This window comes from Lactococcus sp. LG1074, from assembly GCF_017309525.1.
GTDB lineage: Bacteria > Bacillota > Bacilli > Lactobacillales > Streptococcaceae > Lactococcus > Lactococcus petauri.
In genome coordinates this window covers 1,777,359-1,789,407 of the sequence record NZ_CP071293.1, presented here as the reverse complement: position 1 = coordinate 1,789,407, position 12,049 = coordinate 1,777,359, and the positions used below count along the sequence as shown (strand labels likewise).

Here is a 12,049-nt window from a genome sequence, read left to right as displayed (position 1 = left end):
ACTTTGCTTTTTTGTTGTCCGAAGAACGGAAATCCGTTTTTCGGTACCCGAAGGACTGAAATTCCGCTCTTCGGGTTTTCCAGCGGTCGGAAATCTGTCCTTTACTAAAATAAAAACACTAACAAAAATAAAAACTTATAAGAAGAGATGAAAAATTAAAAGCGAAACAAAAATTTTTTGATGAAAAAAATCTCCTGCCTATAATAATAGGGATATTATTTTTAGAAATGAGAATTACAATGTCATTTAGCGAAGAAACTTTTCAAATAGAAATAAGAGAACTGTATATTCAAAAGTTTATCAAAAAGATGAAACAAGTTGATCGTGAACAGGGGGCTCTATTAGAAAAAGAAGGTTGGTTTTATAAGGAAACGGCAGAGCGGCGTGTCATGTTCACTTTTGGAGAAGTTGTCCTTGTGAGAAGGTGCTATGTTAAAAAAGGAAAACGCCGTTATCCTGTGGATGAATATCTTGGTTTAGAGCCTTATAGCCGATACTCTAAAGAACTCCTTTACAAAATAGCTGTTACAGCTGTTGATTTAACGTGTAGAAAAGCCGCTGCGCATTTCAAAGAACTTCTTCAGCTGGATATCAGTAAAGATACGGTGTGTAAGGCTCGTAAACTAGCGACTCAACTTTATAAAGAACGTGAAGATTATCGCTTTTTTGACGAAGAAGAATTTATCAAGAAGGAGGTTAAAGTACTTTATATAGAAGGTGACGGTCTTCTTTTAAGTACCCCAGAAGCCAATGATAAGAAAAAGAAAACAGATTTTTCACACTTTCTTATCCATGAGGGACTTGAAAAAGAATATGGGAAGCGTCAGAAAACGGTTCATCACCATGAAATATGGTCAACCAGCAATAAAGCGGCCAGAGAAAAAGTGATGGATTATCTGTACAATCATTATGAAATCACAAAGGATACACTCCTCATTACCAATTCAGATATGGGACATGGCTATACTCCTTATGTGTTTGATGAAATCGTTAAAACCTTTTCTTGCCAACATGTTCATTTTTGGGACAAATACCATCTTCGAAAAGAAATTTCAAAAATGATGAAACCTTTTCCTTTAACTTTTGAGGAAGGGCTTTTTCAGGCTATCGCACAACATGATAAGAAAGCCGTAAAAGAGATATTGAATAGAGCCTCTGCACTTATTCCTGAAAAAGAGGAATCCTTTGGGGAAAGTTTTGTGACATTTTCTCGAAAGTTATTAAGAAATTTTGCCTATACGAAATCTCCAGAAAGCCGTGGTTTGTCTTCTGCCGGTATTGGTATCATGGAAAGTAACCATACGAAACTGTCATATCGTATGAAAAAACAAGCACGACATTGGTCCGTGGAGGGTGCACTTATCATGGGACAAATGATTCTTGATAAAGCGGAAGGTAAACTTCATGATCTTTTCTTTGGAGACTGGCGAGAAAAGTATAAAAAATATAAAGATTTAGAACGTTTAAGTGTTCAACACTTTCTCAAAAGGGGAGATCGCTCATCTGGAATAAGACAGGTGAAGCAAGCCAATAAATCAGGACGAGCAAGGTATTTTTAAGCGATCCATAAAGAGAAAAAAGTAATAAAAAAACAGCCTTTGTACTTAAAAAGGTTGCATTTTTGTGTGCACTTTAGTATAATTAAGGTATAGAATAAATCAAGAAAAAAAGCCCCGAGCGGACAACTCGAGGCACGTGATTAAAGCAAACTGCACTTGCGATAATCGACTTTGATTATTTTACACCAAAAGAAGTAAAAAATCAAGGCTGAAATTTGCGAGGGAGAAAGCAGATTTCAGTCTTTTTCTGTTCTAGTTAGAGAAACTTTGATATTTTTTTGAGCACGAAAAATATAGACACGTACTGATTCACTTGTCATGTTGACAGTTTTTAATAATTTTGCTAAAATAGTAAAGTTGAATATAGCAGTCAGCTAGAAAACTCGTCAACATTTCCCTTGTTACGAAGTAACCGAAGCTGTAAGGCGAAAGTGAAATGCACGAATTCGAGGCTGTCAATATTCTTCAAAAAAATTTGAAGGAGACATTAACATGTCACGTTATACTGGTCCATCTTGGAAACAATCACGCCGTCTCGGCATCTCACTTACAGGTTCTGGTAAAGAACTTGCACGTCGTAACTACGTACCTGGTCAACACGGCCCTAACAACCGTTCAAAACTTTCTGAATACGGTTTGCAATTGGCTGAAAAACAAAAACTCCGTTTCACTTACGGTGTTTCTGAACGTCAATTCCGTAACTTGTTTGTAGCAGCTACACGTGTTAAAGAAGGAACTCTTGGTTTCAACTTCATGACTTTGCTTGAACAACGTTTGGATAACGTTGTATTCCGTCTTGGTCTTGCAACTACACGTCGTCAAGCACGTCAATTCGTAAACCACGGTCACATCCTCGTTGATGGTAAACGCGTTGATATTCCATCATACCGCGTAGCACCTGGTCAAGTTATTTCAGTTCGTGAAAAATCTATGAAAGTTCCTGCAATCCTTGAAGCTGTTGAAGCAACTAAAGGACGTCCAAACTTCGTATCATTCGATGCTGATAAACTTGAAGGTTCACTCGTTCGTCTTCCAGAACGCGATGAAATCAACACAGAAATCAACGAAGCACTTATCGTCGAATTCTACAACAAAATGATGTAATCTCGTTTCACACGAGTTATAACTCTAAGTCAGATTGACTTAGAGTTTTTTTGTTTAAGATTTACTTCATAAACTTTAGGTTCAGTTATACTTAATGAAAATAAAAAACACTGTTTGTCAGTGTTTTTATCGAACTGATATGGAAAGGAAAAATTAAATTAGTCTAGCTATGAAATAGTATTCCTAATTATACTGAAATTGATAGAGCTATTAAAACAATACTGGTATTAGAGTAATAAGCATTATCATGATAACTACGATATTAAAGAGTCTGTTAATACTCCGATCACTAAGTTTTCCACTAAGTAATGCGCCAAGATGTCCTCCAATAAATGCAGCAGGAATGATTACCCATAAGATGTTTAAATCATATGCAAATACATTCGAAAAAATTAAAGTTGTAGCTAAATTTGAAACTTGTGAGAACAAAATAGAAACGATAGAGTAGGTCGTTGCTTCTTTGATTTTTAGAGGGAAAATCAGTAAAAGAAGAGCGACATTGAAAGGACCTCCCCCAATTCCTAGAAATACAGATATGGTTCCAAGAGACAGTCCACATAAGAAATAAAGAGTATTGAGTTGTTTATTAAACTGAATGTTTAATCGTCCTAAGAGTAAAACGCCAGATAATAAAATAATTAGTAGGAAAGCTTGGAGTTGACCTGTATTTTCATTTCCAATAATTTTAAAAGAAAATTGCAAAACCCGCTGTCCGAGCATTCCGCCTAACACGGAACCGATAGACAAAAAAGTAACATTTCGAGCGTTAATTTTGATGCCGTTTTTAATTTGGCGCGCTGTTGAAGAAAGTGCCATAACAAGGACAGCCACGCTAGAATAAAATACGATTTCAGGCAGTGAGTGAAATCCAAGTAGGGACAGCAGGGGTTTGATGATTAATCCACCACCCATGCCACTGATTGCTCCAATCACATTTGCTATGATAATGATAAAAGGATAGAGAAAAAATTGTAAAATATTCATACGAACAGTATAACATAAAAAAACACCAAACGAAAATTAATTTCGTTTGGTGTTTTATTTTAAAATAATTGACAAATATTTTCGTTTTCGCTACAATAGGATTATCTAAAATATAAAAACGCTTTCAAAAGAAGGCGGAGGAGGAAATATGGATACACTTTCCATTGGAATCATCATTGTTCTTCTGGTCTATACAGCCATTGGTGTACTAGATCAGATTTCTATTTAAATCGGTCCTTACACGCCACTTTTTGCAGCTGCATTTACAGGGGTTGTTATGGGAGATCTTACAACAGGACTTCTGGTCGGTGCAACGCTACAGTTGATGACACTTGGCGTCGCAACTTATGGTGGGGCTACTGTTCCTGATTTTTTAAGCGGAGCTATTATGGGAACAGCCTATGCCATTCTTTCAGGTAAAGGTGTAGAATACGGCATTGGTATCGCTATTCCGATTGGACTTTTGCTCACACAAATGGATATTTTGGGTCGTATGGTTAATTTATTCTGGCAAAAGCGAGCAGCCAAATTTGCTGAAGTCGGCAATGCTCGTGGTGTGGAAATGAGCAACGTATTTGGAATATTTTCGTGGACATTATCACGGATGATTCCAGTATTTATTGGTCTTTATTTCGGTGATCATGTCGTTAATCTTATTAATGAAGCAATACCTGTTTGGGTAATGAATGGACTAAAAGCGGCAGGAGCAATCCTTCCTGCTATGGGTATTGCAATTTTGCTTCACTATCTCCCGATTAAAAAATATTGGTCTTATTTTATCATCGGTTTTGCCTTAATGGCTTACTTTTCTGAGACTTTTTCAGTACTTGGAGTCGCCCTTATTGGACTTGCACTTGCTGGTATCGCGGTAATTAATCAACAAAATAAAGTGAAAGAAGCTGCAGCACCACAACCTGTAGCTGCTACAGCTACGGGAACAGATTTATCAGAAAATCTCTACGTAGATGAGGAGGTTAACTTCAATGACTGAACAATATAATAAACCAGAAATCACAAAAAAAGATTTAAAAAAAGTTTACATTCGCAATCTCTTTGGTTTCCAATGGGGGTGGAATTACGAAAGTATGCAAGATTTAGGCTATGCCTACACAATTATGCCGGCTTTACGTCGCCTTTATGGTAACAATAAAGAAAAAATGGCTAAAGCCTTGAAAACACATATTGGGTTCTTTAATACAACACCAGCCATGAGTCATCTGATTATTGGGGCGAACATAGCTATGGAAGAAGAACTCAATGAAACAGATGAAGAAGCAGTTATCGGTCTTAAAACGGGTTTAATGGGACCATTTGCTGGTGTCGGGGATACGCTTTTTATTGCTATTTACCGTGCTGTTGTCTTCTCAATGGCGGCTTACTTAGCTCAAGCAGGACAAGTTGTTAGCTTAATTATTCCTTTGATTATTGGATTAGCTGTACTCGTCGTTCGCTGGAAATTCCTTCAGATTGGTTATGCACAAGGTAAAAAAATTGCTGTTGGTTTTGCATCACAAATGAAAGTCTTGACTGATGCAGCAGCTATCCTTGGTTTGACCGTGGTAGGGGGCTTAATTCCTTCTGTGATTACCTATAAACTTGAACTTTCCTATAAAATGGGCGAAGTAACAATGAATGTGCAAGAAATGTTGGATAAAATTCTACCAGGGCTTGTGCCACTTGCAATTGTCGGACTTAGCTACTGGCTTCTAGGTAAAAAGAAGATGAACTCTACACGCTTGATTTTTGTCCTGATTGCTTTGGGTATGATTTTAGGAAATTTACAGCCTATGTTAAATGCTGTTGGTAACCTCTTTAACTAGTAGAATTTTAATTGAAAGAAGAATGGGGAAATAGTAAAATGATTATACATGCAAGAGTAGATGAGCGTTTGATTCATGGTCAAGTTGCTGCCGTTTGGTCAAATGTAGTGAATGCTGAACGACTCTATGTAGTAAATGATAGTGCATGGAATGATGAGATGGTTCTCGGTGCATTGCAGTTGGCAAAACCAGCGGGGAAAAAGTTAACTGTGTCAAGTATTCGCCGTGCAATTGTGAATTTTAAGGAAAATCGCTTTGGTGATGAACGTGTTTTTGTTTTGACAAAAACAATTGGAGATATGAAAGCTTTAGTTGATGCTGGACTACTGGACGAATTTAATGTGGGAAATATCTCGAAACAAGGCGAAGACTCTGTTCAGGTAAAAAAATCTGTCTTTTTATCTCCCCAAGATATAGAACAGCTCAAGGAACTAACAGAAAATGGAACAAAAATTACTGCTCGTATGGTACCAGGTGAAAGTGATGCCTCCATTATGAGTATGATTGATGATAAATAGAAAAAGGAAATATTTATGAATATCAGAATGGAAATCAAGCAAAATTATGAAGCGCTCAACCAAAGTCAAAAAAGGGTGGCGGATACTTTTTTGCGACATCCTGATGTTCTGACGATGAGCATTGCTGAAATTGCAGCACAGTCGGATACATCCGCTTCCGCGATTACAAGATTTGTTCGTAAATTCGGTTATGAAGGCTTGGATACATTTAGAATTGCAATGGCGCAAAGTTCTAATGCTATAGCTTCAAACGAAATCATAGAGATTGATCCCATCGTTCAAAAGAATGATGATTTATCAACAATTATTGATAAGGTTGCTGTTATGCTCTCCACGACAGTTTCGGATACAGCTAATTTTCTAGATGAAAAAGTGATACAAGAGGCTATTTCTGCTTTGAAAAAAGCGAGGAGAATTTATCTTATTGGTGTAGGTTCATCAGGAGTTATTGCTTATGATTTGGCTCACAAATTTAACCGGGCTGGTTTTCTGGCTTTGCACAGTTGGGATGGGCATATGGTGATGGAAAATTTGGCTTACCTCAATGAGCAAGACGTTGTTTTAAGTTTTTCTTATTCAGGAGAGACAAAAGAAGTTCTAGCTGCTTTGGATATTGCACGTGAACGCGGTGCTCAATCTTATATTGTCACTAAAAATCAGTCTAATGAAATAAGTAAACGTGTGAGCGGTGTTATTGCGATACCTACAACAGAGCACCTGTTACGGGTGGGCGCAATTGCTTCTTTTGAGTCATCCTTTCAAGTGGCCACAGTATTATATCTAGGTGTTATTGAAGAGATGATTGGACCGAAATTGACGAAGCGTATGAAGAAAACGGCTGAAAATATAAAAAAAATTAAATGAAGTGAGAAAAAATTGAATAAAATTGAGAGTTTATCTACAGAAGGACGTAATCCGAATTCCATGAATTTAGACCAAGTTTCGACTTTAGAAATGGTTAAAATCATGAACAATGAAGATGCGAAAGTAGCAGCAGGGATTTCAACTGTATTACCTGAAATTGCTCAAGCTATTGATCGTGCTGCTGAACGTTTTGCGACAGGCGGGCGTATCATTTATATAGGGGCAGGAACGAGTGGCCGGTTAGGACTTTTGGATGGTGTTGAATTAACACCAACTTACAGTGTTCCCGCAACACGAGCTTTTGGAATTATCGCAGGAGGGGACGAAGCAGTTTACAAGGCCATTGAAGGTGCCGAAGACTCTCGTGAACTAGGATTGGCTGATATAAAAGCAGTTGAGCTAACGCCTCAAGATATATTGATTGGGTTATCTGCAAGTGGCCGGACACCCTATGTTTTGGCAGCGTTGGAATATGGCAAAAAAGTGGGCGCACTGACGATTTCAGTATCTGCAAATCCAAACAGTGAAATGGCTACAGTAGCTGATGTGGGGATAGATGTTGCTGTTGGTCCTGAAGTTATCACAGGGTCAACACGGATGAAGTCAGGCACTGCACAGAAGATGGTGTTAAATATGATTTCTTCAGGAATTATGGCTAGGACAGGTAAGGTTTACCAGAATTTGATGATTAACGTCCAAGCGACAAATGAGAAGTTAGTGAATCGTGGTATTCGTATCGTTTCTCAAGCAACAGGTGTTAGTTTTGAAGAAGCTGAAAAAGTCTTTTATGAATCTGGAGAACGTGTGAATGTCGCAATTCTGATGCTGGAGTTAAGTATTTCAAGCGATGAAGCTAAAAAATTACTTGAGGAAAAAGATGGAAATATCGCCAATGTTATCCGAGAAAGCAAATGATATTTTTAAAATATTGGAAGCCGCAGTAGTTCGGGAAGATACACCTGGCTTTGCGGCTTTTTATATGGAAAACCAACACAGTCAAACTGTATATGGTGGGACAATAGATTATGTTGAGAAAGTCACCTCATCGTCCCTTTATGACTTGGCTAGCCTGACTAAAGTTGTCGGAACAACAACGCGCATACTTCAACTTATAGACCGCGAAGAAATATCTCTTTCAGATTCGATCGGCGTGTTTTTTCCTATGCTTGAAGAGTTGAAATTAACAATCGAAGACCTTCTCTTGCACCGTGCAGGCTTTCCTGCTGACTTTACAGATAAAACAGATTTTTCACAGGAATTCTTTTGGAACTTTTTGAAGAAAATTAACCTCCCTTTGCCTAATGAAAGGCACACGATTTACTCCGACATTGGTTATTTACTCCTGGGAGAAATCATTGAAAAAATAGACGGTTGTGGACTTGAAGAGAGTTTTCGCACTCATGTTTTTGAGCCTTTGGGTATGGTATCGACGACCTATTTTCCAGATGAAAGTTCTGCTGTACCGACAGAGATTACGCTATCTCGAGGTAAGATTAAAGGTATTGTTCACGATGGGAAAGCCTATCTCTGGGAAAAAGAAGCAGGTCATGCGGGACTTTTCAGCACGATTGGAGATTTAGAAACTTTTGTTAGAGCAGTTTTTTCAGGGGATATTTTATCTGATGAGCTGTTAACGACTTTACAGACATTTGAGGTTTCGGGACGGACACTAGGCTGGCTTTCTCGTAGTGCTGGGCAGCTCTATCATACAGGTTTTACGGGAGGTGTGATATGTTTAGATCTTTTACAGATGCGTGCTTTAGTTGTGCTGAGTAATCGAACATATCCTAATCGGGAAAACAAGAGTTATATTTGTGTTCGACAAGATATAATAGAAAAATTTTTTGAAAGTGAGATTTAGGAAAGATTCCAAGATACTTTAGCTTTATGAGATAAAATAAAAAATCTGCTTAAATGCAGATTTTTTATTACCGAATTTCCATAATATCCTCAAGCCCCAAACGAAAGCTTGGTTGGCCAGTTTCCTCAGAAGTTCCAAAAGGGATGATGAGTTCTGGACGGTATTTTTTATCGACGTTGAGAATCTCATTGATTTTTTCTGTGCGTTTATAGCCAAGGACAACATTGGCCTTATAACCTTTATCATAGATGGCATAGAGCAAGTTCATTGTGACAAGGCCAGTTGTCATAGACATATAGGTATTGAGATATTCAGCATCAAAACTATTGACATAAGCTTGATAGCGTTGAGTAAAGCGTTCAATGTCAAGGCTTGAAAGTTCTTCACTGCCACGCTCGCTAATAAGTTTAAGGCGATCGGCATATTGACTATCCGCAAAAATCATGATCAAGCCACCTGCTGTTTCAATCTGTTCGTGATTTGAAGGATTGACTTCTTTTAAAAGTGCGGCTTTGGCTTCAGCTGAATCAATAACGACAAAGTGCCAACTTTGTATATTAATTCCTGAAGGGGCTAAACGAGCAGTTTTAATAATGCCTTTTATCTCTTCAAGAGGAACTTTTTTCCTATCAAACTTTTTGACGGCATGGCGTGTTTGGGCTAATTCTAAATATTCCATTTCTTCCACTTTCTAATTTTTTACTAGAGCTATTTTAGCAAATAAACATCGAAATCACATGAATTGAAAATGGTGATAATATGGTAAAATGGAAGAATGGAAAATACGCAAAAAATAGCTGAATTACTAAATATTAAAAGTTCACAAGTTCAAAAAGTACTTGAACTGACAGCAGAAGGTAACACAGTACCTTTTATTGCCCGTTATCGAAAAGAAGTTACGGGTAGCTTAGATGAAGTTGAAATCAAAAAAATTATTGACGAAAATGATAGCCTAACAAAACTTAAGGATCGAAAAACAGCAGTGCTGTCCAAGATTGAGGAGCAAGGCAAATTAACGGATGCGCTTAAGGCTCAAATAGCAGCGGCTGAGAAGCTGTCCGAAGTTGAAGACCTTTATCTTCCTTATAAAGAAAAACGTCGTACAAAAGCCACAGTGGCGAAAGAAAACGGTCTTTTCCCGCTTGCACAACTCATTGTTAAAAATACACCAAGTCTTGAAGAAGAAGCAGAGAAATATACGAATGAAACTTTCGCCACAGTAGCAAAAGCGCTTCAAGGGGCCATGGATATCCTGGCAGAGGCAATCTCTGAGGATGCTAAATTGCGGAGCTGGCTATTGAGCGAAGTGAAACAAAATAGCCTCTTAGAAAGTCGTCTGAAAGAGCAAAGCCTCGATGAGAAAAAAGTCTTTCAAATATATTATGAATTTGCAGAGAAAATCTCTGAACTTCCAAACCACCGTGTGCTTGCTTTGAATCGTGGTGAAAAGATGGGCGTTCTTTCTGTAAAATTTGAACATAATGAAGATAAGATTTTACGCTTTTTTGAAAATCGTTTTGCTGCGCGAAACAACAAATATATGAGTTTAGCCATAAAAGAAGCAGTGAAGAAAAAGCTGCTTCCAGCGATGGAACGTGCAGTACGGGGTGAATTAACAGAAAAAGCTGAAGATGCAGCCATCGAAGTATTTGGTGAAAATTTGAAAAACCTACTCTTGGTGGCACCGCTTAAAGGGCGTACAGTGATGGGTTTTGACCCCGCGTATCGTACAGGAGCAAAGCTCGCCATTGTTGATGCAACAGGTAAACTTTTGTCGACGACAGTTATCTATCCCGTAAAACCTGCTAATGCGAGTCAAATTGCCCAAGCGAAAAAGGAGTTAGCAGCACTAATCTCTAAATATAAGGTCGATATGATAGCTATTGGTAATGGAACAGCCAGTCGTGAATCGGAAACTTTTGTTGCCGAAGTCTTAAAAGAAAACAGTCTTTCTGATGTCTTTTATGTTATCGTGAGTGAATCTGGGGCTTCTGTTTACTCGGCTTCGGAGTTGGCGCGTGAAGAGTTTCCGGACCTGACGGTAGAAAAGCGTTCGGCTATTTCCATTGCAAGAAGGTTGCAAGATCCTTTGGCTGAGTTGGTGAAAATAGAACCGAAAGCTATTGGTGTAGGACAATATCAACATGATGTTGCAGAGAAGAAACTTACCGAAAACTTGGACTTTGTTGTTGAAACGGTCGTCAACCAAGTTGGTGTCAATGTAAATACAGCAAGTCCAGCACTACTTTCACATGTTGCTGGTTTTAACAAAACCTTAGCCAACAATGTCGTGAAGTTTCGTGAGGAAAATGGAGCTCTCAAAAGCCGTGCGCAGTTGAAAAAAGTTCCACGTTTAGGGGCGAAAGCTTTTGAGCAGGCAGCAGGCTTCCTTCGTATTCCTGAAGCAAAGAATTTCCTTGATAACACTGGAGTCCATCCAGAGTCGTATCAAGTGGTCGAAAAATTACTTGAAACACTTAATATAGCAGATCTTGATGCGAATTCCGCAGCAATTTTGAAAAAAGTAAATATTGCCGAAATGTCAGAAAAACTTGGTGTTGGTCGCGAAACATTGACAGATATTATTGCTGATTTGACAAAGCCAGGACGTGATTTACGTGATAATTTTGATGCACCAATCTTACGCCAAGATGTTCTTTCCGCGAGCGATTTACGTGTGGGCCAAAAACTTGAAGGAGCAGTGCGTAACGTTGTCGATTTTGGTGCCTTTGTGGATATTGGTATTAAAAATGACGGATTGATTCACGTTTCTGACCTGAGCAAAAACTTTGTGAAAAATCCTCATGAAGTTGTTTCTGTCGGACAAATCGTAACCGTTTGGGTAAAATCCATTGACCAAGAGCGCGGTAAGATTAATTTAACTTTGGTTGAGCCACGTGAACAATGAGGAATTAACAGACCATGTGCGTCAACTTTCTGTAGAGAAATTTGCGCGTCCATTTCTGCATACTGCCCAGTGGAATAGTCGTCTACGCAGTACGGGAGGCCGCTTTTTTCCTAAGGATATGCATTTGGATTTTAACCCTAAAATGGCAAATCGAGCAGAGTTTGATGGTATTATTCTCCATGAGCTGGTTCATTACCATCTCTATGACCAGCAACGAGGTTATAAGCATAAAGACAGGGAGTTCAAGGATTTACTTGCTCAAGTAGGGGGGTTACGTTATGCTCCATCAATAAGAGAGGCTAAACATACTTATGTGTGTCAAAGCTGTCATCAGATTTATCAACGTCAACGTAAAATTGATATAAAAAAATATGCCTGTGGCAAATGCCGCGGCAAACTAAAAGAACAAGGATAACTTCTTGTTCTTTTTT

Annotated in this window: 11 protein-coding genes and 1 pseudogene; 10 read left to right on the top strand and 2 right to left on the bottom strand. The window is 38.4% G+C overall.

The features are described from left to right. Positions 1-239 precede the first annotated feature (239 nt). Positions 240-1,559 (top strand): ISLre2 family transposase, encoded by a 1,320-nt coding sequence (locus J0J36_RS08925; protein ID WP_153925421.1) that lies wholly within the window; start codon positions 240-242, stop codon positions 1,557-1,559. Between the two features lie 492 nt (positions 1,560-2,051). Then, entirely contained in the window at positions 2,052-2,663 is a 612-nt protein-coding gene (gene rpsD / locus J0J36_RS08920) for a 30S ribosomal protein S4 (RefSeq protein WP_003133217.1), read from the top strand. Between the two features lie 210 nt (positions 2,664-2,873). On the opposite strand, the gene J0J36_RS08915 is transcribed toward rpsD, so the two are convergent. Beyond that, positions 2,874-3,647, bottom strand: coding sequence for a sulfite exporter TauE/SafE family protein (locus J0J36_RS08915; protein WP_019291824.1), 774 nt, complete (start codon positions 3,645-3,647; stop codon positions 2,874-2,876). A 148-nt stretch (positions 3,648-3,795) separates the two neighbouring features. Between J0J36_RS08915 and J0J36_RS08910 the strand changes: the two are divergent. From J0J36_RS08910 to J0J36_RS08885, 6 genes and pseudogenes are all read left to right on the top strand, one after another. Continuing rightward, a pseudogene (locus tag J0J36_RS08910) lies at positions 3,796-4,638 on the top strand (PTS mannose/fructose/sorbose/N-acetylgalactosamine transporter subunit IIC). After that, entirely contained in the window at positions 4,631-5,467 is an 837-nt protein-coding gene (locus J0J36_RS08905; protein ID WP_019291822.1) for a PTS system mannose/fructose/sorbose family transporter subunit IID, read from the top strand. The pseudogene J0J36_RS08910 and the gene J0J36_RS08905 overlap by 8 nt, the downstream one beginning before the upstream one ends. Positions 5,468-5,505: 38 nt before the next feature. Continuing rightward, entirely contained in the window at positions 5,506-5,985 is a 480-nt protein-coding gene (locus J0J36_RS08900; RefSeq protein WP_019291821.1) for a PTS sugar transporter subunit IIB, read from the top strand. A 15-nt stretch (positions 5,986-6,000) separates the two neighbouring features. Further along, on the top strand, positions 6,001-6,849 hold the full coding sequence (locus J0J36_RS08895; RefSeq protein ID WP_153925406.1) for a MurR/RpiR family transcriptional regulator: 849 nt from the start codon (positions 6,001-6,003) through the stop codon (positions 6,847-6,849). Between the two features lie 60 nt (positions 6,850-6,909). After that, the gene (murQ, locus tag J0J36_RS08890) at positions 6,910-7,764 is read left to right on the top strand and encodes an N-acetylmuramic acid 6-phosphate etherase (RefSeq protein ID WP_370569102.1); all 855 of its coding nucleotides are present in this window, start codon (positions 6,910-6,912) and stop codon (positions 7,762-7,764) included. After that, positions 7,742-8,710: a serine hydrolase gene (locus J0J36_RS08885; RefSeq protein ID WP_019335393.1), complete on the top strand. Its 969-nt coding sequence runs from the start codon at positions 7,742-7,744 to the stop codon at positions 8,708-8,710. Before murQ ends, J0J36_RS08885 begins: the two co-directional genes overlap by 23 nt. A 67-nt stretch (positions 8,711-8,777) precedes the next feature. On the opposite strand, the gene J0J36_RS08880 is transcribed toward J0J36_RS08885, so the two are convergent. Further along, positions 8,778-9,389 (bottom strand): nitroreductase family protein, encoded by a 612-nt coding sequence (locus J0J36_RS08880; RefSeq protein ID WP_019291817.1) that lies wholly within the window; start codon positions 9,387-9,389, stop codon positions 8,778-8,780. A 96-nt stretch (positions 9,390-9,485) separates the two neighbouring features. Here J0J36_RS08880 and J0J36_RS08875 point away from each other — a divergent pair, with 96 nt between their 5' ends. Both J0J36_RS08875 and J0J36_RS08870 read left to right on the top strand, forming a co-directional pair. Continuing rightward, positions 9,486-11,618 carry a Tex family protein gene (locus J0J36_RS08875; RefSeq protein ID WP_019291816.1) on the top strand — a complete coding sequence of 711 codons (2,133 nt, stop codon included), beginning with the start codon at positions 9,486-9,488 and terminating at the stop codon, positions 11,616-11,618. After that, positions 11,599-12,033, top strand: coding sequence for a SprT family protein (locus tag J0J36_RS08870; protein WP_019291815.1), 435 nt, complete (start codon positions 11,599-11,601; stop codon positions 12,031-12,033). Before J0J36_RS08875 ends, J0J36_RS08870 begins: the two co-directional genes overlap by 20 nt. The last annotated feature ends 16 nt before the right edge of the window (positions 12,034-12,049 follow it).

Excerpts from the sequence above, each read along its gene's own strand:
- J0J36_RS08925 (WP_153925421.1), top strand. The coding sequence starts at position 240 with ATGTCATTTAGCGAAGAAACTTTTCAAATAGAAATAAGAGAACTGTAT.
- rpsD (WP_003133217.1), top strand. The coding sequence starts at position 2,052 with ATGTCACGTTATACTGGTCCATCTTGGAAACAATCACGCCGTCTCGGC.
- J0J36_RS08915 (WP_019291824.1), bottom strand. The coding sequence starts at position 3,647 with ATGAATATTTTACAATTTTTTCTCTATCCTTTTATCATTATCATAGCA.
- J0J36_RS08905 (WP_019291822.1), top strand. The coding sequence starts at position 4,631 with ATGACTGAACAATATAATAAACCAGAAATCACAAAAAAAGATTTAAAA.
- J0J36_RS08900 (WP_019291821.1), top strand. The coding sequence starts at position 5,506 with ATGATTATACATGCAAGAGTAGATGAGCGTTTGATTCATGGTCAAGTT.
- J0J36_RS08895 (WP_153925406.1), top strand. The coding sequence starts at position 6,001 with ATGAATATCAGAATGGAAATCAAGCAAAATTATGAAGCGCTCAACCAA.
- murQ (WP_370569102.1), top strand. The coding sequence starts at position 6,910 with ATGAATTTAGACCAAGTTTCGACTTTAGAAATGGTTAAAATCATGAAC.
- J0J36_RS08885 (WP_019335393.1), top strand. The coding sequence starts at position 7,742 with ATGTTATCCGAGAAAGCAAATGATATTTTTAAAATATTGGAAGCCGCA.
- J0J36_RS08880 (WP_019291817.1), bottom strand. The coding sequence starts at position 9,389 with ATGGAATATTTAGAATTAGCCCAAACACGCCATGCCGTCAAAAAGTTT.
- J0J36_RS08875 (WP_019291816.1), top strand. The coding sequence starts at position 9,486 with ATGGAAAATACGCAAAAAATAGCTGAATTACTAAATATTAAAAGTTCA.